This is a genomic window from Cellulomonas jepli (assembly GCF_047229345.1).
Classification (GTDB): Bacteria; Actinomycetota; Actinomycetes; order Actinomycetales; family Cellulomonadaceae; genus Cellulomonas_A.
The window spans coordinates 1-20,508 of sequence record NZ_JBFTER010000014.1 but is presented as its reverse complement, the minus strand read 5'-3'; the positions used below and the strand labels follow the sequence as shown (position 1 = coordinate 20,508).

Here is a 20,508-nt window from a genome sequence, read left to right as displayed (position 1 = left end):
GGGCGCCCGTTCGTGCCGGGCGCGGCGGCGGCCCTGCGGCGTGTAGGTGCGCAGGTGTGGGATGTGGCCACGAGCAGTCGCCCGCCCGACCGAGGAGCACGCGATGATCCACGAGGAGCCCTGGCCCGACGGCACGCCCGGCTGGGCGGACCTGATGGTGCCGGACCGTCACGCCGCACGGGAGTTCTACGGGCCGCTCCTCGGCTGGGAGTTCGACGAGGGCTCCGCCGAGACCGGGTACTACACGACCGCGACGCTCGACGGGCACGCCGCCGCGGGGATCGGCACGCCGCCGCCCGGGACCGAGGCGCCGCCGCCCGCCTGGACGACGTACCTCGCGACCTCCGACGTCGAGGGCGCCGCGGCGCGTGCGACCGCCGCGGGCGGGACGCTGCTGATGCCGCCCATGACGGTCCTGGGCTTCGGCTCGATGGCCGTGCTGGCCGACCCGACCGGGGCCGTCGTCGGGCTCTGGCAGGACGGGTCGCACACCGGCTTCGACGTCGTCGGCGTGCCGGGGTCGGTCGTCTGGAGCGAGCACATGGGCACCGACTCGACGACCGCCCGCGCCTTCTACACGGCGCTGTTCGACTACCAGATCGTCGACATGAGCGGGCCGGGCTTCGACTACGTGAGCCTCCAGCTCGGCGATCGGGAGGTCGCGGGGATCGGGCAGTACGGCGAGAGCATGCCGAGCCCGACCGGCGACCTGCGCCCGACGTGGAGCACGTACTTCGGGGTGGTCGACTGCGACGCCTCGGCCGCGCTCGCGACGAGCCTCGGCGGGACGGTGATCAGCGCACCCGAGGACACGCCCTTCGGGCGCATCGCCGTGCTCCGCGGACGGTTCGGCGAGACGTTCGCGCTGCTCGCGGAGATCCCCGCGGCGTCCTGACGGCGGCGAGGCCGCGGGTCCCGGTCCGGGCGGTCCGGGGCACGCATCGTGCCTGCGCGTGACGACGCGGCGCGGGTGGCCGCTCGGTCGCACCGACCGGCCACCCCGCCCAGCACCCCCGTGCGGTGCGACCGGTCAGTCGTCCGAGCCGCGCCCGCGCGAGTCGTCGTCGCGGTCGTCGTCCGAGCCCCCGCCGCGCGAGTCGTCGTCGTGGTCGTCGTCCGAGCCCCGGCCCCGCGAGTCGTCGTCGCGGTCGTCGTCCGAGCCCCCGCTGCGTGAGTCGTCGTCGTGGTCGTCGTCCGAGCCCCGGCCCCGCGAGTCGTCGTCGCGGTCGTCGTCCGAGCCGTGCCCGCGGCCGTGGGAGCCGTGGTCGTCCCAGCCCGAGTCGTCCGAGCCGTGCCCGCCACCGACGCGGCCGTCGCTGTCGTCGGTCCCCGGGGCCGAGGTCGGGCTCGATGACGAGGACGGGCTCGAGGACGAGCTCGGGGACGGGCTCGCGCTCGGCACCGCGGACGGCGAGACGGTGGGCGTCGCGGACGGGCCGGGCGTCGGGTCGTCGTCCCCACGCCGGTCGTCGCCCCCGCGGTCGTCGGGGCTGCTCGTGGGCGACGGGGAGACGTCGACGGCGCTCGGCACGGACGTCGGGCCGTCGACGGGGGCGGACGCCTGCGCGAACGCGACGGCGCCCACGCCGACGAGGGCGGCAGCAGCGGTGAGGGTCAGGGTCGAGCGTCGGGTCCAGCGCATGTCGGGCCTCCGGGGTCGGTCGACGCGGTCCGTCCGCGTCGACCCCACGGTCGCGCCGTGCCGGTGAGCGCGGCGGCAAGCCCAGGACAAGGTGCGGTTAAGGCCGCCGGCCCGTCAGGCCGTGGGGAGCTCGAGCGTCACGCGCGCCCCGCCGAGCGAGCCGCGGTCGACGACGAGCCGGCCACCGGCCTGCTCCGCGGTGCGCCGCGCGACGTCGAGCCCGAGCCCCGTCGATCCCGCGCCGCTGCGCCCGCGCTCCACGTCGCCCGGACCCAGGCCCGGCCCGGCGTCCTCGACGACGACCCGCACGAGCGTGCCCGGGAGCACGGCGAGCGCGAGCGGCGTGCGCTCCGGGGTGTGGGTCAGCACGTTGTCGACGAGCACGTCGAGCGCGGCGCCGAGGTCCGTCGCGGCGACGCCGACGTCGAGGACCGCGTCGGGTACGTCGACCGTGAGCTCCCGGGTCTGGGCCGCGGCGAGCACCGCCCAGAAGCGTGCGCGCTCCCGCACCACGCGGGCGGCGTCGCAGCGCGCCCCCGACCGGGAGGCCGCGGGCTCGCGTGCGGTGCGGACCAGGTCGTCGACCGCCTCGACGAGGTGGTCGACGTGCGCGGTCAGGCGCGCGCGCTCGTGCGGGTCGGGCAGCAGGTCGACGTCGAGCCGCAGCGCGGTGACGGGCGTGCGGAGCCGGTGCGAGAGGTCCGCGACGAGCTCGCGCTCGGCGGTGAGCAGGTCCGCGACCCGGGCGCCGAGACCGTTGAGCACCCGCCCGACGGCCGCGACCTCGGGCGGCCCGGACGGCTCGACGCGGGCCTCGAGGTCCCCGCCGCCGAGCCGCTGGGCGACCCCGGAGAGCTCGCGCACCGAGCGCGAGACCCGCCGCGCGAGCCGGTCGCCCGCGAGCGCCGTCCCGCCGAGAAGCACGACCCCCACGCCGGCGAGCACGAGCCACGCCTCCGTGACGCCGGCCCGGAGCTCCTCGTCGGGCACGTGGGTCCGCACCACCGTCGTCCCGCCCGCGCCCGCGACCGGCAGCAGCACGTCGACGCCGCCGTCTCCCCGCGCCGTGAGCGCCTGCCCGGCCGCCGCGAGGTCGACCGCCGCCGACCGCGGCCGCGGGTCGCCGAGCGTCGTGCCGTCGGGGCGGAACACCGTGGTCGGGTGCGCGCCGGTGTCGTTCGCGAGCACCGCCGCCTCGAGCCGGGCGTCGTCCTGCGTCGCGCCGCCCGCGAAGACCGCGACACGCTGCGCGTCGGCCCGGCCCTGCTCGAGCGCCCGCTGCTCCGCGAGCCCGCGCGCGAGGACGGCCAGCGGGACGAGGAACGCGACGAGCACGACCGACGTCATCGCGAGCCCGTACCGGACGAGGAGCGGCCTCACGGCGGCGGGGCGACCTTGACGCCCACCCCGCGGACCCGGTGCACGTACCGGGGGTGCTCCGCGGTCTCGCCGAGCTTCTTGCGCAGCCAGTGCAGGTGCACGTCGACGGTCTTGTCCGCGCCGCCGTACGGCTGGTTCCACACCTTCGCGAGCAGCTCCCGCTTGCTCACGACCTCGCCTGCGCGCTCCGCGAGGTACAGCAGCAGGTCGAACTCCTTGGGGCTCAGCTCGAGCGCGCCCCCGTCGAGCACCGCGGTGCGCGCCCGGGCGTCGATCACGAGCCCTCCGACGGAGACCGCCGCGGGTGGCCGGTCGGGCTCCGCGCGCCGCAGCACGGCCCGGATGCGCGCGTCGAGCTGGTCGACCGCGAACGGCTTGACGAGGTAGTCGTCGGCGCCCGCGTCGAGCAGCGCGACGATGTCGCGGCCGTCGTCGCGCGCGCTGATCACGATGACGGGGACGTCGCTCACCGAGCGGATCATCGGGAGCAGCGTCGCACCGTCGAGGTCGGGCAGCCCGAGGTCGAGCAGCACGACGTCGGGGCGGTGGCCGACGATGCTCTGCAGCCCCTCGAGCGCGGTCGGCGCGGTCATCGTCGAGTGCTCGCGCGCGCCGAGCGCCCGGACGAGCGCGGTCCGGATCGTCGCGTCGTCCTCGACGATCAGCACGTCAGCCACACCAGGGACGGTAGGCCATGACCGGCGCCCCGGGAGCCTCCGGCCGCCCGGGCGGGCCATCCTTGCCGTCCTCTTAACCGCGCCTTGTCCTGGCGCCGCCCGGCGGTGCGGCAGCATGCAGGCATGGAGCAGAGCGGCAGCACCCCGGCGGCGCGGACCGCCGGGGCGACGGCCCGCCGGCGGCTCGGCGTCGCCGCCGCGTGGCTCGCCGCGGTGCTCGTCGCCGGGTCCGTGACCGGGTGGGCCGTGAGCGCGGTCGGCGGCCAGGGCGGCGGGTCGGTGCTCAGCGAGGCCGAGGTCGACCGCCGGCTCGCTGCCCTCACCACCACCGCGCCCTCCCCGCCCGCCACGGCGACGCCGACCGCGACCGCGACGCCGACACCCACGCCCACCGGCGCTCCGCCGGTCACCGAGCCGGCGCCGGTCGCCCGGGCCTGGGACGTCGAGGGCGGGAGCGTGGGCGTCGCCTGCCGGGGCACGGTCATCGAGCTGCAGTACGCGACCCCCGCGGACGGCTGGGCCGTCGAGGTGAAGCAGGCGGGCCCGGAGGAGGTCGAGGTCGAGCTCCGCAGCGGCGACGACAGCACGTCCGTGCGCGCGGCCTGCGCGGGGGACGGGACCCCGCAGCTCCACGGCGACGGGGACGACGACGGCTCCTCCGGCCCCGACGACGACTGACCGGTGCCCCGCGGACCGCGGGCGGCACGGCGTGCCGACCGGCTCGTACCCTGACCCTGTGGGTCAACCGTCGCAGGGCTTCCGGCACGTCGCCGCCACCCCGCACTCCCCCGTCCGCACGTTCCACCCGCGCCGGGCCGCGCTCGGCGTCGCACGCGAGGACGCGCTCGCCCGGCTGTGGCCGGTGCTCGGTTTCTCGGTGCACGACGAGGCGCACGGACCGGTGCCGCTCGACGCGGACGGGCTGCTCGACACCGCCACGCTGTTCGGCCGGTCGGCGCCGCTCGTGCTCGAGATCGGCTCCGGGATGGGCGAGACCACCGCGGCGATGGCCGCCGCCGACCCGGACCGCGACTACCTCGCCGTCGAGGCCCACCTGCCGGGGCTCGCGAACCTGCTCACGCTCGTCGAGCAGGGTGGGCTCACGAACGTCCGCGTCGCGCACGGCGACGCGCTCGAGCTCGTGCGCCACCGGGTCCGGCCCGGCTCGCTCGACGCGGTGCACGTCTTCTTCCCCGACCCGTGGCCCAAGGCCCGCCACCACAAACGGCGGATCGTCCAGCCCGAGCACGTCGCGCTGCTCCGTTCACGCCTCCGCCCGGGGGGCACGCTGCACTGCGCGACGGACTGGGAGGAGTACGCGCACGCGATGCTCGACGTCCTCACGGCGGACCCCGGGCTGGAGAACCCGGCGGGCGGCTTCACGCCCCGGCCCGCGCACCGGCCCGTCACGAAGTTCGAGCAGCGCGGGCTCGACCTCGGGCACACGGTGCACGACGTGGTGGTGCGGCGGCGCTGAGCCGCCGGTGCCCGCGGAGTCGCGCGGTCGAGCCGGCGGCAGGACCGGGACGGACCGGCCCGGCGCTGTCGCGCGGACGAGCGCCCGCACGTGCCCGGCGCTGACGTGCTGACGAGCGCCCGCTGTGCCCGGCGTCGTCGTGCGGACGAGCGTCCCCCGTGCCCGGCGCGGAGGTCAGGTGGAGCGGCGGCTGCGCGGCGCGCGAGGCCGGCTCCCGGTCACTCCGAGTCGTCGGCGACCGGCTCGGCGCCGGCGTCGTCGTCCGCGTCGAGCTCGGTCCGTGTCCCGTCCGGGCGCTCGCCGATGCCCTGCTGGCGCTCGCGCAGGCGCTGCTCCTCGCGGCGCACCTCCGCCTGGATCGCGCGCTCGCGCGGGAGCCACGACGGGGGGTTCTCGATGAGCTCGGTGATCTGCGCGCTGGTCAGCGCCTCGGTGACGCCGCCGCGGGCGAGCCCGCTGATCGACACGCGCAGGCGCGCGGCGACGACGTTGCGCGGGTGCGGGCCGTCGCGGTGCAGGTCCACGAGCCACTGCGGCGGGTTCTTCTGGAGCTCGGTGAGCTCCTCGCGGGAGATCTCGGCGCGCTCGCGGAACTCCGGCGGCGTGGCCGGCAGGTACACGTCGAGCTTCTGCGCCGCTGTCGAGGGCTTCATCGTCTGGGACTTCTTCGCGGCGCTCACGGTGCCCAGGGTAGTCGCGCGCGCACGGCACAGGGGCAGCCGTGCCGCCCACCACGTCGTCGGCCGACCTCGCCGCCACCGCCACCGCGTCGCGGCCGTGCTGCCGGGGTGACGGCCCCCGCGGGTAGCCTGGCCGGGTCCGTGCCGCCCGGCGCCGGCCTCCCCTCCGGCTCGTGGGCCGGACGACGCACCGGAGGTGCCCGTGCCCGACGACGCCGCCCCCGCGGTCGCCCCGTTCCGGCTGCTCGTCGTCCCGGGCGCGAACCCGGCGAAGTGGCTGCGGGTCTGGTCGGAGCGCCTGCCCGACGTCCCGCTCGTCCTCGTGCAGTCCGACGCCGCGGCGCAGGGCGACCCGCTCGTGGCGGCCGACGCCGACGCGGGGCTCGTGCGGCTCCCCGTCGACCGTGACGTGCTGAGCGCGATCCCGCTCTACACCGAGACGAGCGTGGTGGTCGTCCCGAAGGACCACGTCGTGACCGCCGCCGACGAGGTGACGACCGCGGACCTCGCCGACGAGACCCTGCTCGTCCCCGCCGACGACGTGCTGGTCTGGGACTCGCTGCCGGGGACGCCGCCGCTCGCCGGGCAGCCCGCGACGACCGCCGCGGCCGTCGAGCTCGTCGCCGCCGGGGTCGGCGTGCTCGTCGTGCCGCAGTCGCTCGCGCGCCTGCACCACCGCCGTGACGTGACGTACCGCCCGGTGACCGACGCCCCGACCTCGACCGTCGCGCTGGCCTGGGTCACCGACCGGCACGACGAGCGGGTCGAGGAGATGATCGGCATCGTCCGGGGGCGCACCGCCAACAGCTCGCGCGGCACGGCAGCCGCCGGCGACGCGGCGGTGGCTGCCGGCCCGGGCAGGGGCGGCGCCGGCGCAGGCGGTACCGGCAAGAACGGCGCCGGCAAGACCGGCGCCGGAAAGAGCAGCAAGACCGGTGCAGGCAAGAGCGGTGCCGGCAAGAGCGGTGCCGGCAAGAGCGGTGCCGGCAAGAGCGGTGCCGGCAAGAGCGGTGCCCCGAGGAGCGGTACCGCCGACCGCGCCGCCGCCGCAGCACGCAGGCGTGCCGGAGCCGCGGACGGCGGCACGCGCAAAGGGCGCGGGGGTCGCCCGCGCTGACCGGGTGCTGAGTCCGAGCCCCTCGACCGAGCGGCCGCAGAGCGCCGCCCCACCCGGCACCGCGAGCGCCGTCAGAGGTGGCCGGCCTCGTCCGTGACGGCGATCGGCCCGCGCAGGGCTCCGAGCACGGCGGGCTCGGACCACTCGGGGAACCAGGCGAACAGCCGGAGCTCACCCCCGGTCCGGCGCATCACGACCCGGTCCAGCTGGAACGTCAGGCACGCCTCCGCGTCGAGCCGCACGGCCAGCTCCGCGGCGACCGTCGCGAGCCGGCGACGGCCCTCGCGGTAGGACTCCCCGTCGGTCTTGTTCTCGACGGAGAACAGGACGCGCGCGGTGGCCGGCCGCCCGAGCAGCTCGTCGTACGTCTCCACCGTCAGGGGGTGGTCGAGCGTGCGCACCACGGCCCCGAGTGCCCCGACGGCCAGCGCGTCGCCCCGCGGCACGCCCAGCACGTCGGCGAGCACCTGGGCGACGACCGTGACCGGTTCGTCGGCGGCCAGGGCCATCGGGAAGTCGATCACCGGGCTCCGTCCTCGGGGAGCGCCCGCCCCCGGGGCGAGCGTCTCGGCACGGTACCGGAGCCCGGCGGAGCACCCTCCGCCCGGGCCGCACGGCGTCCGACAGCCGACGGGCGGGCGGCGCCTCAGGCGACGGCGACGTCCAGCGTCACGTCGACGTTGCCGCGCGTCGCGTTCGAGTAGGGGCAGACGGTGTGCGCCGTGTCCACGATCTCCTCCGCGGTGGCCTGGTCGACCCCGCCGAGCTCGACGTGCAGGGCGACCGTGAGGCCGAAGCCTGCGGGCTCGACCGGGCCGATGCCGACCTCGGCGGTGACCGCGGAGTCGGTGATCTCGACCTTGCGGGTACGCGCGACCATCTTCACGGCCGAGTGGAAGCACGCCGCGTAGCCGGCGGCGAACAGCTGCTCGGGGTTCGTCGCGCCGCCCGGGCCGCCCATCTCCTTCGGGGTCGCGAGGTCGTGGTCGACCAGCCCGTCGGACGAGCGGGTGTGGCCGTTGCGGCCGTCCCCGGTGGCGGTGGCGACGGCGGTGTAGACGGCGTTCATGGCGTGCCCTTCTGCCGGGAGCGACGGCGGACCGTCGCGGGAGAACGATCGTTCTCTCCAGAGCCAGACTCGCACCGAGCCGCCGCGAGCGCAATACCGAACGTTCTCTCTCTTTCACTCTTGGCGCGCGACCCGACCAGGCCTACCCTGACGCCATGACCAGCGCGACCGCTGCCCCCGCTCCCGAGCGCACCTCGGCGGCCCGCGAGCGCCTGCTGCGCACCGCCTCGCGCCTCTTCTACACCGAGGGCATCCACGCCGTCGGGGTCGAGCGGATCGTCGCGGAGGCGCAGGTCACGCGCGCGACGTTCTACCGGCACTTCCCCGGCAAGGAGGAGCTCGTCGTCGCCTACCTGCGCGCGCAGGACGCCGAGGTCCGCGCCCGGCTCGGCGCCGAGCCGCAGGACCCGCGGGAGGCCGCGACGCTGCTGCGCGCCATGGTCGAGGGCATGGGCGGCGAGATCTGCCGCACGGGCTTCCGCGGCTGCCCGTTCATCAACGCCGCAGCCGAGTACCCGGACCCGGCGCACCCGGTGCACGTCGCGGTCGTCGAGCACCGCGCCTGGCTCGAGACGGTCGCCCGCCACGCGCTCGAGCGCAGCGGCCACCCCGACGCCGAGGGTGCGGCGCGCACGTTCATGATGCTGCGCGACGGCGCGATGGTGGCCGGCTACCTGGACGACCCGCGCCGCGCGAGCGAGGGGCTCCGGGCCGCCGTCGAGACACTCGTCGCCTCCGGGACCTCCGAGACGCACGCTGCCGGCTGAGCCGTCGTCGGGACCGGGGGCCCGGCCCTCCCCCACCGCGCCCGCAGCGGCCCGGTCTCACCCCCGGTCCGGGCCTTTGGTCCCCTCAGAGGCGGCGATCCGCTGCCGAGAGTGAGGGTATGAGCCAGATGACCGACGCCCCGCCCACGAGCTACCTCGACGAGGACGACCTGCCCCCGTTCTGGGACTGATCGACCCGCACCACCCCTGCACCACCGCACGCCGCCACACCCCCGCAGCCACGCGCCGCGGTCACGCCCGCGGCGCCCCCGCACGGCACGCGCACCGTTCCGACGTCGCGACGTCGAGGTTGCGCTCGAGCACCGCGAGCGCGTCGAGCACCTGGGCGCGCTCACCGTCGCCGAGACCGTCGAGCGTGTACTCCTCGAGCCGGCCCCAGAGCTGCTCGACCTTCTCGCGCAGCCCCTGGCTCGCCGGCGTGGCCTCGATGATGACGGCGCGCCGGTCCGTGGGCGACGGGGTGCGCCGCACGAAGCCCGCGCGCTCGAGCCGCTGGACGGTGCGGGTCATCGTCGCGGTGTCGGAGTCGAGCGCGTGGACCAGGTCCGCCGGACGCTGTGGTCCTGCGTCCCAGAGCTGCATCATCACGAGCTCCTGGCCGGGGTGCAGCCCGATCTCCCGCAGGAGCGCACCCGCGAGCATGCGGTGCAGGCGCGCGACGCGGAACACCGCGTGGCTGGCCGGGCCGGTCGCCGCGGCGCTCGGCATCCCGAGGGTCGCCGGGCGCTCCGGGCCGTCGCGCAGGCCGGTCACGTCCGGCGCGTCGCTCCCGGGACCGTTCGCGCCGCTGCCCCGCGGCGGGACCGGCTCGGCGTGCGAGCTCCCCATCCCGACCCCTCCTCGGCGTCGACGCAGGCGCATCCCTGCTCGGGCAGCAGCCTACCGCCCGGTCGCTTCCCACCGCCGGGAATGCGCGCGAGGTCGCGCGGGTTGGAGCCGATTACCTGTTCGAGCAGGTAACTGGACGACCGACCTGGGAGCACGCCGATGACCTCCACAACCTCGACCGCGGTGCACGACGCGACCTCCGCGGACAGCCCGCTGTGGCAGCCCGTGACCGTGGGCGGCCTCACGCTGACCCACCGCCTCGCGATGGCGCCGATGACCCGGGACCGCGCGACGCCCGAGGGCGTGCCGACCGAGCTCAACGCGACGTACTACGCGCAGCGCGCGTCGCTCGGCATGCTCATCACCGAGGGCACGCAGCCGTCCGAGGACGGCCAGGGCTACCTGCTGACCCCCGGGCTGCACACGGACGAGCAGGTCGCCGGCTGGCGCCTCGTGACCGACGCCGTGCACGCCGCGGGCGGCCACCTCGTCGTGCAGCTCATGCACGTCGGGCGCGTCGGTCACCCCGACAACACCCCGCACCACCGGCAGCTCGTCGCTCCGTCCGAGGTCGCCGCCGACGGCGTCATGTTCACCGCGACCGGCCCGCAGTCGATGCCCGAGCCCCGCGCGCTGACGACCGACGAGGTCGCCGCGACCGTGCAGGACTTCCGTGCCGCCGCCGCGCGCGCGATCGCCGCCGGGGCCGACGGCGTCGAGCTCCACTCGGCCAACGGCTACCTGCTGCACCAGTTCCTCGCCGACAACACCAACCACCGCACCGACCAGTACGGCGGCAGCGTCGAGAACCGCATCCGCTTCGTCGTCGAGGTCGCCACGGCCGTCGCCGAGGAGATCGGCGCGCACCGCACGGCCATCCGGATCTCCCCCGGCAACCCGTACAACGACATGGTCGAGACCCGGACCCACGAGGTCTACGGCGCGCTCGTCGACGCGCTCGCGCCGCTCGGCCTGCTGTACCTGCACGTCGCGCACGCGGGCGACGAGGACCTGCTGGCCTCGATCCGCGCCGCGTGGCCCGGCTCGCTCCTGGTCAACCGCGGCGGCGCCGACCTCGCGACCCGCGTCGCGGACCTCGAGACCGGGCTCGCGGACGTCGTGACGGTGGGCACGTGGGCGCTCGCGAACCCCGACCTCGTGGACCGGGTCCGGGCCGGCGCCGACCTCAACGAGCCGGACGTCGCGACGTTCTACGGCGGCGACGAGAAGGGCTACGTCGACTACCCGGCGCTCGCGACGTCGGACGCGTCGCTGTCCTGATCGCACGACCGCCCCTGGCGCGTGCCCGACGGCGCCCGTCGACCACCTCGGTCGGCGGGCGCCGTCGCGCGTCCGCCGACCGGTCGGCTCAGGCCCGCGTCCGCCGGACCCGTCCGTCCGGTCCCGCGCCCCGGACCCGCTGGTCCAGGCTCGCCTCCGCCGGACCCGTCCGTCCGGTCCCGCGCCCTCCGGACCCGCTAGTTCAGGCTCGCGTCCTCCGCGAAGGTCGACACGATCGCCAGGTCGCCGCCCTGCCGGCGCAGCACGCGCCGCCACAGGTCGCTGGGCTCGGACGTCATCGCGTCGTCCGCCTCGGCGGGCACCACGAACCAGGCGCCCTCCTCGATCTCCTCCTCGAGCTGACCCGCACCCCAGCCGGAGTGGCCCGCGAAGACGCGCACGCCCGTGACGCGCCCCGCGAGGTGCGCCGGGTCCGAGTCGAGGTCGACGAGCCCGAACGGCCCGACCATCCGGTCGACCGTCGAGGGCAGGGCCGCGCCGACGGGTGCGACCGCCACCCCGATCGCGCCGTCGAGCCCCACCGGACCGCCCTGGAACAGGACCGCGGGCTCCGCGACGGCGTCCTGCCACGCGGGCAGCACGACGTCCACGTCGACGGGCACCGGGCGGTTGAGCACGACGCCGAACGCGCCGTCGTCGCCGTGGTCGAGCAGCAGCACGACGGTCCGGTGGAAGCTCGGGTCGGCGAGGCGCGAGCGTGCGACGAGGAGCTGCCCGCTGAGCGCCGGTGCGTCCGTCATGACTCCATCATCAGCGAGAGGCCGCGCGTCCGCAGGTCCCCGACCGGCGGCCGTCCGGACCGTGGGACCCTGGTCGCATGTCCTCCGTGCAGCCCTCCCCCGAGACGACCCCCGAGCCGGACGAGCCGCAGCCGCCGACGCAGGAGCGCTGGTGGTGGACCGGCACCTACCGCGCGGTCCTCGGTGCCGTCGTCATCGGCTTCCAGTGGGACGCGCTCTCCTCGGGCGAGGCGAGCGTCTGGAACTGGGTCATCGGCGGGCTCGGCGCCGTCGTCGTCGCCCTGGGCCTGTACACCGTCTGGACCGCGTACCGCTCGCGCCGCGGGGACGGCGTCCGGTAGGACGGACCCACGGCCGGTGCGACGAGGCACCGGCGCGACCGGGCACCGACGACGGACGGAGCAGCACGTGGAGCACACCCGGCTCGGCACCTCGGGACTGAGGGTCAGCCGCATCGCGCTCGGCTGCATGAGCTTCGGCGAGCCGTCCCGCGGCACCAACGCCTGGACGCTCGACGACGACGCGGCCGGGCCCGTCTTCCGGCAGGCGCTCGACCTCGGCATCACGTTCTGGGACACCGCGAACGTGTACAGCGACGGCAGCTCCGAGGAGATCGTCGGGCGGGCCCTCCGGCGGTACGCCCGGCGCGAGGACGTCGTGCTGGCGACCAAGGTGTTCTTCCGGATGCACGACGGCCCGGGCGGCCAGGGCCTGTCGCGCAAGGCGATCCTGGAGCAGGTCGACGCGTCCCTGACCCGCCTCGGCACCGATCACGTCGACCTCTACCAGATCCACCGCTTCGACCCCGAGACCCCGGTCGAGGAGACGATGGAGGCGCTGCACGACGTCGTGAAGGCCGGCAAGGCCCGGTACATCGGGGCGTCGTCGATGCACGCCTGGCAGCTCGCGACGATGCAGCACGCCGCCGACCTGGGCGGCTGGACGCGGTTCGTGTCGATGCAGGACCAGTACAACCTCATGCAGCGCGAGGAGGAGCGGGAGATGTTCGGGCTGCTCGCGCACCAGGGAGTCGGGTCGCTGCCGTGGAGCCCGCTCGCCAAGGGTCGGCTCGCCCGGCCGTTCGGGGACAGCACGACGCGGTTCGCGCACGACCCCGTCGGGCAGCGGTTCTACGGGGACGGCGACCGCGCGGTCGTCGACGCGGTGCAGCAGGTCGCGGAGGGCCGCGGGATCCCGATGGCGCAGGTCGCGCTCGCCTGGGTGCTGCGCAACCCGGTGGTCGACGCGCCGATCGTCGGGCCGACGAAGCCGCACCACCTCGCGGACGCGGTCGCGGCGCTCGACGTCGAGCTCACCGACGACGAGGTCGGCATCCTCGAGGCCCCCTACACGCCGCGGGAGCCGACGGGGTTCTGACGGCCCCTGCCGCCGGGCGCTCGGACGACGGCGCCGGGGTCCCCGGGAACGACGAAGGCCGGCACCGTCACGGTGCCGGCCTTCGTGGTGTGCTGTGCGCCCGAAGGGACTCGAACCCCCAACCTTCTGATCCGTAGTCAGATGCTCTATCCATTGAGCTACGGGCGCGTGGCCTTTGCGGGCCGTGTAGGAGGATACCCGCCCGACGGCCGTGACCCAAACCGAGAATCCCGGCGGCCACCTCGGGCACCCTCCGACGCAGGGGCCCGCATCCCGCGCGGGACCGTCTGCGTAACGTTTCGGCACGTGCTGCTGCGGGCGCCCGACGGTCTAGCGTTCGCCAGATGAGCGGCCCGTGGCGAGGCGCCGCGCGGGTCGCCCGCGCGGCGGTCTTCGCGCTCCTCGCCGTGCTCCTCGCCGCCGGGGCCCACGCCGCCGGCGGCGGGCACGTCCCGGCGCTCGGCACCGTGCTGCTGCTGTGGCTCGTGGTCCTGCCCGTCGCCGTCGCCCTGGCCCGCCACACGTGGGGTCCCGGGGCCCTCACCGTCGCACTCGGTCTGCTCGAGCTCGGCCTGCACCAGGCGCTGAGCCTCGGCCCCGCCGGCGGACCGGCGACCTCGGGCGGGGCGCACGCCACGGCCCACGGCGGCGTCGTGACGGCGCACGGCGCCCACGCGGGGACGCACGGGGCCGCGCACACCTCGCACGGCGCGCACGCCGCACACGCCACCGACGCCGCGATGACGCACGCGTCGGCCGCCGACGTCGCCTCCGCCGCCGGCCCCGCTCACGACACGGGCCTCCTGATGCTGCTGGGGCACGTCGTCGCCACCGTGCTGACGGCGCTCCTGCTGGCGCACGGCGACGCCCTGCTCGCGCGGCTCTGGGCGTGGGCCACCCTGCGCGACCTGCCCCGGGCCGGGGCGACGGTGCTCGTGGACCACGTCGCCCCGCTGCCGGAGTGGGAGCTCCGGGCCGCGCTGCCCCCGCTCGTCGCCGCGGGAGGCGTCTGCCGGCGCGGCCCCCCGCAGGGCTGACCGCCTCCGTCGTCGCGCCGAGCGTCGTCCTCCGGGACGACCCGGCACCGCGCGTCGTCCACCCCGACGACCCGCCGTCGCGCGCCGTCCCCTGCCCCGGCCGTCACCGTGCCGGGCGGGCGCGCACGCGCACCCGACCACCGGTGGCCCCGCCCTGCCCTCCGCCTCCCGGCGGCTCCCTCGCTCCCCCGGAGATCCCGCATGCCCGCTGTCGACGACCCGACCCTCGCCCCACCCGAGCAACCCGCGCCCCCGAGCACCACGGCAACCCCCGCCCCCCGCCCTCGCGGTGGCCTGTTCCGCGCGTTCTGGCGCTGGCACTTCTACGCGTCGTTCCTCGTGATCCCCGTCGTGCTCGTGCTGGCCGTCACCGGCCTGATCTACCTGTTCCGCTTCCAGCTGGAACCGGCGCTGCACCCCGACCTCATGCGCGTCGACGCGCCGCCGGAGGGCGCGCAGCTCGCTGGGTTCGAGCCGTACCGGATCGGCGTCGCGGCGACGTACCCCGACGCGACCGTCGTCTCGATGACCGAGCCCGCGACCGCGACGGACCCGCTGCGCTTCTCGCTCGAGACCGCCGAGGGGACGCCGCTCGACGTGTTCGTCGACCCGTGGACGGGCAAGATCGTGGGCGACCTGAACCCCGACACGACGCTGAGCGGCACCGCGGTGCGCCTGCACGCGGACCTCATGGCCGGCGACCTCGGCGACGCGGTCCTCGAGCTCGGGGCGTGCTGGGCGATCGTCATGGCCCTCTCGGGGTACTACCTGTTCTGGCGCGGGCGGCAGGCGCGCGCCCGCAAGCGCCGGTCGGGCACCGGGCAGGCGCGCCTGCGCACGACGCACGCGTGGACGGGCGCGTTCGTCGGCGCCGGGCTGCTGCTGCTCGTGGTCAGCGGCCTGCCGTGGACGGGGATCTGGGGCGAGAACGTGCAGGCGCTCGCGACGCGGTCCGGGACGTCCCTGTGGAGCCAGGACCACGGCGCGCTGTCCGACCCGGTCTCGACGCTCGACGAGTCCCTCCCGCACAGTCACGAGGTGCCGTGGGCGCAGGGCAAGAGCCCGGTGCCGACGAGCGACCCGGACGCGCAGACCCGCTCGGTCGCGACCGTCGACACCGCGCTCCTGCTCGCCGCGCAGGAGGGCCTCGCGCACCCGATGACCGTCGCCCTCCCGCGCGAGGAGACCGGCGTGCTCACGGTGATCGGCTACGCGTTCGACGACCCGGGCAAGGAGCGCTCCGTGCACGTCGACCGCTTCGGCGGCACCGTCGTGTCGGAGTACGGGTACGACGACTACCCGGCGCTGGCCAAGACCGTCGCGCAGGGCATCGCGCTGCACGAGGGCCGACGCTTCGGGACGCTCAACCTGGTGCTGACCGCGGCGTTCTGCCTCGCCGTCGTCGCGATGTGCGTCACCGGGCCGCTCATGTGGTGGCGGCGCCGGCCCCGCGGTCAGGGCCGGCTCGGCGCACCGCGCGGCACGCTCCCCCTGCGGACGACGCCGCTGCTGGCCGTCGGCATCGTGGTGCTGGGCGTCGCGCTGCCGCTGTTCGGGGCGTCGCTGCTCGTCGTGCTGCTGCTCGACCGGTTCGTGCTGCGGCGGCTGCCCGCGACGCGCCGGTTCTTCGACGTGGCCTGATCACGCCCCGGAGACGCAGATCGGCCCCGGACCACGTGGTCCGGGGCCGATCAGAAGCGGAGACGGTGGGATTTGAACCCACGGAAGGGTTGCCCCTTCACGACCTTAGCAGGGTCGCGCACTAGACCTGGCTATGCGACGTCTCCAGGCTCGCACAGGGTACCTGCCCGGCTCGGTGCGCGGCAAAGCGGCTCAGCGCTCGTACGCCCACGTGCGGTCGGTCAGCATCCGGGCCACCGCGAGGCCGATCGAGATCGACACCACGACGAGCCCGGCCTGCACGGCGTACACGAGCGCGTCGGCCGTCTCGCCGTTGGAGAGGTGGAAGACGGCCCGGTACGCGGCCACGCCCGGGACCATGATGACGACGGCCGGCACCGAGATCGTGATGCGCGGGACGTGCAGCCGGGGCGCGACGACGGCCGCGAGCAGCCCGACGACGAGGCACGCGGCGGCGGCCGACGCCTGGGGGACGAACCCCGAGTCGATCATGACGAGCCGCAGCACGTTCGCCACCATGCCGACGGTCGCCGCCCCGAGCGCCATGGGCCACGGGCTGTTGAACATGAGCGCGAAGCCGAGCACCCCGAGGAAGCTCGCGACGAACCGCAGCAGGAGCAGCAGGCCGGGGTCGAGCCCCATCGGCGCGACGGGGTCGGGCGAGAGCCCGACGACCTCCGAGACCCCCCACAGCGCGAGCGCGGCCGACGTGAGCAGCATGAGCGCGTGCACGAGCCGCGCCGTGCCCGCGGAGAAGTCGAGCCGGGCGAGGTCGAGCGCCCCGGTCACGAGCGCGAAGCCGGGGACGAGGAACAGCACCGCGGAGACGTAGCCCGCCTGGTGGTGCGCCTCGGTCGCGCCGAGCCCGAACAGCGCCTCGACGAACGCGACGTAGCCGACGCACGCCGTCGCCGCGGCGAGCATCGTCACGCCGAACTGGTTGAACCCGCGGTGCAGCAGCGCGCGCCGGACGAGCTGGCCCAGGCCGGCGCCGAACGCCACGGCGAGGATCTCGACCGGGCCGGCGTTGTTGAGGAACGCGAACGCGGCGCACGCGACCGCCGACCACAGCGCGTTGAGCAGCGCCGGGTACAGCGGGGGGCGCGACGCGATGTCGTCGAGCGCGGCGTTGACCTCGTCGACCGTCGCGAGGCGGCCCTTCTCCACGTCGGCCTCGAGCCGCGACGCGAGCACCTCCAGCCGCGAGAGCCGGTCCGCGTTGATGCCGATCGTGCGGACCTCGGCGACCTCGGTGCGGAAGCTCCTGCCACGGTGCGACGTCGTCGTGATCTCGGTGAGCGTCACGTGCGCCTCGTGGCGCTCGACGCCGAGCGCCCGGGCGACGCGCGCCATCGACGCCTTGACGCGGTAGGAGCCGGTGCCGGCGGACAGGCTCAGGCGTCCGACGCGCAGGGCGGCGCCGGACTGGCGGATGAGCTCGAGCTCGTCGTCGGCGGGCTGGGTCGGCACCCGACCATCATCGCGGGCCGCAGTGCGCACGGGCAGGACGTCGATCCCGGGTCGCCGTGCGACGTCGACCACACCCGCGCCGCGCACCCCGGGCCGCCCCGTTGTCGGACGGCTCGACCGGGCGCATGCTGACCCCATGCGCGCAACCTTCAACGGACAGACCCTCGCCGAGAGCGACGCCACCGTCGTCGTCGAGGGCAACCACTACTTCCCGCCCGAGTCGGTCGACTGGGAGCTGCTCGAGGCCACCGACACGCACACGACGTGCCCCTGGAAGGGCGTCGCGAGCTACTGGTCCGTCGCCGACGCGGGTCCCGAGGCCAAGGACGTCGCCTGGGCGTACCCGGACCCCAAGGAGGCGGCGAAGGAGATCACCAACCACGTCGCGTTCTGGCGCGGGGTCGTCGTCGAGCCGTAGCCGGACGCCGAGCGGGCCGGCGCGGTCCACGACCACGCCGGCCCGCTCCCCGTCGCCCACGCACCCGCGGCGCGCCGGTGACCGCTCAGCGGCCCACCCGGCCGCACGCCCGGGCACCCCGGGGCGGCCCCGTCGAACCGGTCACCCGAAGGTGAACGAGTACGCCGCGAGCCCCGCGGGCACCTCGACCTCGACCGTCCCGGTCACGGGCCCGTCGTCGGACTCGAGCAGGGGGTAGAGCGTCGGCGCGCCCGCCACCTCGACGTCCCGCTCCTCCACGACCCGGCCCTGCTCGTCACGCACCGTCGCGTGCACCGTGCCCTGGCCCCCGAGCACGAGGAACACGTCGTTCGCGGTGAACCGCAGCCGCAGCCGCGCGTCGGCACCGGCCGTGGCTGCCTGGTAGTCGGTCGTCCACTCGCCGTCGAACGCGAACGAGTCGGCCGGCTGGCGGTCCGGGAACGTGTACGTCGCGGCGCCCTCCTCGTACTTCTCGCCGCCGAAGTTGAACCGCTTGCCGACGCTGAGGAACGTCTCCGCCGTGATGCCCTCGCCCCGCGGGGTCGCGTCGACGACGTCGGTCGGCGCCGGGAGCTCGACGCCCGGGTCGGCGTCCTCGAGCAGCTCGCGGATCATCGCCTCGGTCGCCTCGTAGTTGCCCTCGCCCTGCGAGATGTGCCGGACGACGCCGTCCGCGTCGATCAGGTAGTGCGCCGGCCAGTAGCGGTTCCGGTAGGCGGTCCAGGTGCCGTAGGAGTTGTCCTGCGCGATCGCGTACTCGATGCCGAGCCGCTCGGCGCCGGCGGTCACGTTCCGGGTCTCGCGCTCGAACGCGTACTCGGGCGTGTGCACCCCGATGACCTGGAGCCCGGCGTCGCGGTACGCCTCGTCCCACGCGACGACGTGCGGGACCGAGCGCTGGCAGTTGATGCAGGAGTACGCCCAGAAGTCGAGCAGCACGACCTGACCCTTCAGGTCCGCGAGGTCGAGCGGGGCGCCGTCCTCGGTGTTGAGCCACGTGTCGATGCCGCGCAGCGCGGGGGCCGGCCCGCACTCCTCGAGCTCGGTCGCGCCGTCGGTGCAGTTCGCGAGCTGCTCGTTCTCGGCGGTCACGAGGCCGCCGAGGTCGAGCTGGTCCTGCACCGTCTCGTTCGCGGCGACCCGGTCCTGGAGCGCCTCGGTGTACCCGGGGAGCGCGCGCTGGAGCGCGTCGGTCACGTTGAACGTGAGCGCGAGGGCCAGCGCGAGCATGAGCACGCCACCCGTGGCGCGGATGCCGCGCTGGTGCTCGCGGAACGCCTTGACCCGCTCGGCGACGCGGCGGCCCGCGAGCGCGAAGACGAGCAGCGGCAGCGCGGCGCCGAGCGCGAACGACACCGTGAGCACGACGGTGCCGACGCCGATGTCCCCGGTCGCGCCGGCCACCGTGATCGCCGCCAGCACCGGCCCGGCGCACGGCACGTACACCGCGCCGAGGCCGAGGCCCAGCAGGAAGCCGCTGCGGTTCGCGGTGCGGTTCCGCTTCGGGGCGAACCGCTGGAACGGCCGCTCGAGGACCTCCTCGAAGCGCGGGACCAGCAGGCCGACACCGAGCAGCGCGAGCACGACGATGCCCGCCCAGCGGAGCAGGTCCTGCGGCAGGTCGAGCAGCGCGAGGAGGAACGACCCGAGCAGCGTGAACAGCGTGAAGCTCGTGACGAGCCCCGCGATCACGAGGTACGGGCGCCACGCCTCGCTCGTGAGCCCGCGCCCACGACGCGGCCGGGCGTCACCGTCCGCCGCCGCCGTGCCTGCGCCCCGTCCCGCGACCGCCGCCCCGGCACCCGTCCCGAACGACGGCTGCGCCATCGCCCCGACCTGCAGCCCGGCGAGCGCGGGCGTCCGGACCACGGCCGGCGGCGCACCCCCTCCCCCACCGCGGGCGCTCTGCACACCGCCCGAGAAGAAGATGACGGGCAGCACCGGGAGGATGCACGGCGAGATCCCGGTGATGAGGCCGCCGACCAGTCCGATCAGCGCGAGCGTGAGGAGGTCCATGACCGCCGTTCGGCGCGGCGGCCGGTCCGGATGGGTCCCGCCTGGCCGCAGGCAAGCCGCTGGTCGGCGCCGCGCCCCACCGCGTCTTACCGCGAGGTGCCCGGTCTGTACTGATTCGTCCCACGTCCGTACCCTCGTCCCGTGCCCACCACGCCGTGCCACGTCGCGGCGGCGCGCACGACGACGGACCACGACGCACGGGTCACCTGAGGCGTCCGGCGAGCGGCCGGAGCCCGCCGCCGTCGAGGGAGAGCCGATGAGCACCGCCGTCACGACCGAAGCCGTCCCCGCACCACCGTCCGGCACGGAGCAGGCGGCCCGGCGCGCCCGCCAGCACGCGACCGTCGTCGCGTCGCTCGCCGCCGTCGTCCCGACGCTCCTGGCCGCGCAGGGCATGGCGAGCGTCGCGATGGACGTGCTCGGGTTCTCGCTCGTCGCGGCCGTCGCGCTCGCGGGGTTCCTCGAGCTCGCGCTCGTGAGCTCGGCGCTGCTCGCGCGCGCGTCCGCGCTGGCCGGCCGCCCCGGCGGCGCGGACGCGGCCGCGGTGTGGGCCGTCTCCGCGGTGTCCGGTCTGCTCGCGGGGACGCACGAGTTCGTCGGGCCCGAGGTCGACGGCGTGCGGTCGTGGGAGAGCGACCCGAGCACGCTGCTCGCCGCCGGGGTGCGCGTCGTGGCCCCGCTCGTCGCGGCGTGGCTGTGGGAGCGGGTGCTGACGGCCGCGCGGCGGGAGCACGCCGACCGGACGCTCGTCGAGGTCCGCCGCGACCGTCGCCTGCTCGCCGTGGCCCGCGCGGCGCTCGTCGTCCGCCGGCTCGAGGAGGCCGGGCA

General features: G+C 75.8%; 22 protein-coding genes and 2 tRNA genes. 12 read left to right on the top strand and 12 right to left on the bottom strand.

The window, feature by feature from the left end:
- Positions 1 to 103 precede the first annotated feature (103 nt).
- The gene (locus AB6N24_RS05340; protein WP_412868388.1) at positions 104 to 895 is read left to right on the top strand and encodes a VOC family protein; all 792 of its coding nucleotides are present in this window, start codon (positions 104 to 106) and stop codon (positions 893 to 895) included.
- Positions 896 to 1,030: 135 nt separating this feature from the next.
- On the opposite strand, the gene AB6N24_RS05335 is transcribed toward AB6N24_RS05340, so the two are convergent.
- The 3 genes from AB6N24_RS05335 to AB6N24_RS05325 all read right to left on the bottom strand — a co-directional run bounded on the left by AB6N24_RS05335 (position 1,031) and on the right by AB6N24_RS05325 (position 3,699).
- Positions 1,031 to 1,642 (bottom strand): hypothetical protein, encoded by a 612-nt coding sequence (locus AB6N24_RS05335; protein WP_412868387.1) that lies wholly within the window; start codon positions 1,640 to 1,642, stop codon positions 1,031 to 1,033.
- Positions 1,643 to 1,756: 114 nt separating this feature from the next.
- Entirely contained in the window at positions 1,757 to 3,022 is a 1,266-nt protein-coding gene (locus tag AB6N24_RS05330) for a sensor histidine kinase (protein WP_412868386.1), read from the bottom strand.
- Positions 3,019 to 3,699 (bottom strand): response regulator transcription factor, encoded by a 681-nt coding sequence (locus tag AB6N24_RS05325; RefSeq protein ID WP_412868385.1) that lies wholly within the window; start codon positions 3,697 to 3,699, stop codon positions 3,019 to 3,021. The genes AB6N24_RS05330 and AB6N24_RS05325 overlap by 4 nt, the downstream gene beginning before the upstream one ends.
- Positions 3,700 to 3,822: 123 nt before the next feature.
- Here AB6N24_RS05325 and AB6N24_RS05320 point away from each other — a divergent pair, with 123 nt between their 5' ends.
- Both AB6N24_RS05320 and trmB read left to right on the top strand, forming a co-directional pair.
- Positions 3,823 to 4,377 (top strand): hypothetical protein, encoded by a 555-nt coding sequence (locus AB6N24_RS05320; RefSeq protein WP_412868384.1) that lies wholly within the window; start codon positions 3,823 to 3,825, stop codon positions 4,375 to 4,377.
- 58 nt (positions 4,378 to 4,435) lie between these two features.
- On the top strand, positions 4,436 to 5,176 hold the full coding sequence (gene trmB, locus AB6N24_RS05315) for a tRNA (guanosine(46)-N7)-methyltransferase TrmB (RefSeq protein WP_412868383.1): 741 nt from the start codon (positions 4,436 to 4,438) through the stop codon (positions 5,174 to 5,176).
- 218 nt (positions 5,177 to 5,394) lie between these two features.
- On the opposite strand, the gene AB6N24_RS05310 is transcribed toward trmB, so the two are convergent.
- Positions 5,395 to 5,856 carry a DUF5997 family protein gene (locus AB6N24_RS05310; RefSeq protein ID WP_412868382.1) on the bottom strand — a complete coding sequence of 154 codons (462 nt, stop codon included), beginning with the start codon at positions 5,854 to 5,856 and terminating at the stop codon, positions 5,395 to 5,397.
- A gap of 202 nt (positions 5,857 to 6,058) precedes the next feature.
- On the opposite strand from AB6N24_RS05310, the gene AB6N24_RS05305 reads away from it, so the two are divergent.
- Positions 6,059 to 6,973 carry a LysR substrate-binding domain-containing protein gene (locus AB6N24_RS05305; protein WP_412868381.1) on the top strand — a complete coding sequence of 305 codons (915 nt, stop codon included), beginning with the start codon at positions 6,059 to 6,061 and terminating at the stop codon, positions 6,971 to 6,973.
- 71 nt (positions 6,974 to 7,044) lie between these two features.
- On the opposite strand, the gene AB6N24_RS05300 is transcribed toward AB6N24_RS05305, so the two are convergent.
- On the bottom strand, positions 7,045 to 7,497 hold the full coding sequence (locus tag AB6N24_RS05300) for a SitI3 family protein (RefSeq protein ID WP_412868380.1): 453 nt from the start codon (positions 7,495 to 7,497) through the stop codon (positions 7,045 to 7,047).
- A gap of 122 nt (positions 7,498 to 7,619) precedes the next feature.
- Entirely contained in the window at positions 7,620 to 8,042 is a 423-nt protein-coding gene (locus tag AB6N24_RS05295) for an organic hydroperoxide resistance protein (RefSeq protein WP_412868379.1), read from the bottom strand.
- 155 nt (positions 8,043 to 8,197) lie between these two features.
- Between AB6N24_RS05295 and AB6N24_RS05290 the strand changes: the two genes are divergently transcribed.
- Positions 8,198 to 8,809 (top strand): TetR/AcrR family transcriptional regulator, encoded by a 612-nt coding sequence (locus AB6N24_RS05290; protein ID WP_412868378.1) that lies wholly within the window; start codon positions 8,198 to 8,200, stop codon positions 8,807 to 8,809.
- A gap of 252 nt (positions 8,810 to 9,061) precedes the next feature.
- On the opposite strand, the gene AB6N24_RS05285 is transcribed toward AB6N24_RS05290, so the two are convergent.
- A complete protein-coding gene (locus AB6N24_RS05285) occupies positions 9,062 to 9,658 on the bottom strand; it encodes a MarR family winged helix-turn-helix transcriptional regulator (protein ID WP_412868377.1) in 597 nt (198 codons plus the stop codon).
- A gap of 159 nt (positions 9,659 to 9,817) precedes the next feature.
- Here AB6N24_RS05285 and AB6N24_RS05280 point away from each other — a divergent pair, with 159 nt between their 5' ends.
- Positions 9,818 to 10,939, top strand: coding sequence for an alkene reductase (locus AB6N24_RS05280; protein WP_412868376.1), 1,122 nt, complete (start codon positions 9,818 to 9,820; stop codon positions 10,937 to 10,939).
- Between the two features lie 197 nt (positions 10,940 to 11,136).
- Here the strand turns inward: AB6N24_RS05280 and AB6N24_RS05275 are convergent, their stop codons facing one another.
- The gene (locus AB6N24_RS05275) at positions 11,137 to 11,700 is read right to left on the bottom strand and encodes a YqgE/AlgH family protein (RefSeq protein WP_412868375.1); all 564 of its coding nucleotides are present in this window, start codon (positions 11,698 to 11,700) and stop codon (positions 11,137 to 11,139) included.
- Positions 11,701 to 11,777: 77 nt separating this feature from the next.
- Between AB6N24_RS05275 and AB6N24_RS05270 the strand changes: the two genes are divergently transcribed.
- On the top strand, positions 11,778 to 12,041 hold the full coding sequence (locus AB6N24_RS05270) for a hypothetical protein (RefSeq protein ID WP_412868374.1): 264 nt from the start codon (positions 11,778 to 11,780) through the stop codon (positions 12,039 to 12,041).
- 67 nt (positions 12,042 to 12,108) lie between these two features.
- Positions 12,109 to 13,077 carry an aldo/keto reductase gene (locus AB6N24_RS05265; RefSeq protein WP_412868373.1) on the top strand — a complete coding sequence of 323 codons (969 nt, stop codon included), beginning with the start codon at positions 12,109 to 12,111 and terminating at the stop codon, positions 13,075 to 13,077.
- A gap of 95 nt (positions 13,078 to 13,172) precedes the next feature.
- Here AB6N24_RS05265 and AB6N24_RS05260 read toward each other — a convergent pair.
- Positions 13,173 to 13,245 (bottom strand) — tRNA-Arg (locus AB6N24_RS05260).
- Positions 13,246 to 13,421: 176 nt separating this feature from the next.
- On the opposite strand from AB6N24_RS05260, the gene AB6N24_RS05255 reads away from it, so the two are divergent.
- Complete coding sequence (locus AB6N24_RS05255) at positions 13,422 to 14,114, top strand: hypothetical protein (protein ID WP_412868372.1); 693 nt, start codon at positions 13,422 to 13,424, stop codon at positions 14,112 to 14,114.
- A 201-nt stretch (positions 14,115 to 14,315) separates the two neighbouring features.
- Positions 14,316 to 15,755: a PepSY-associated TM helix domain-containing protein gene (locus tag AB6N24_RS05250; protein WP_412868371.1), complete on the top strand. Its 1,440-nt coding sequence runs from the start codon at positions 14,316 to 14,318 to the stop codon at positions 15,753 to 15,755.
- A gap of 57 nt (positions 15,756 to 15,812) precedes the next feature.
- Here AB6N24_RS05250 and AB6N24_RS05245 read toward each other — a convergent pair.
- Together AB6N24_RS05245 and AB6N24_RS05240 are read right to left on the bottom strand one after the other, a co-directional pair.
- Positions 15,813 to 15,901: transfer RNA gene (locus tag AB6N24_RS05245), tRNA-Ser, on the bottom strand.
- A gap of 46 nt (positions 15,902 to 15,947) precedes the next feature.
- A complete protein-coding gene (locus AB6N24_RS05240) occupies positions 15,948 to 17,225 on the bottom strand; it encodes a threonine/serine exporter family protein (RefSeq protein WP_412868370.1) in 1,278 nt (425 codons plus the stop codon).
- 136 nt (positions 17,226 to 17,361) lie between these two features.
- Here AB6N24_RS05240 and AB6N24_RS05235 point away from each other — a divergent pair, with 136 nt between their 5' ends.
- Positions 17,362 to 17,643 carry a DUF427 domain-containing protein gene (locus AB6N24_RS05235; protein ID WP_258724758.1) on the top strand — a complete coding sequence of 94 codons (282 nt, stop codon included), beginning with the start codon at positions 17,362 to 17,364 and terminating at the stop codon, positions 17,641 to 17,643.
- 141 nt (positions 17,644 to 17,784) lie between these two features.
- On the opposite strand, the gene AB6N24_RS05230 is transcribed toward AB6N24_RS05235, so the two are convergent.
- Complete coding sequence (locus tag AB6N24_RS05230; protein WP_412868369.1) at positions 17,785 to 19,680, bottom strand: cytochrome c biogenesis protein DipZ; 1,896 nt, start codon at positions 19,678 to 19,680, stop codon at positions 17,785 to 17,787.
- A gap of 256 nt (positions 19,681 to 19,936) precedes the next feature.
- Here AB6N24_RS05230 and AB6N24_RS05225 point away from each other — a divergent pair.
- A partial coding sequence (locus AB6N24_RS05225; protein ID WP_412868368.1) for a hypothetical protein occupies positions 19,937 to 20,508 on the top strand: 572 nt, incomplete at its 3' end.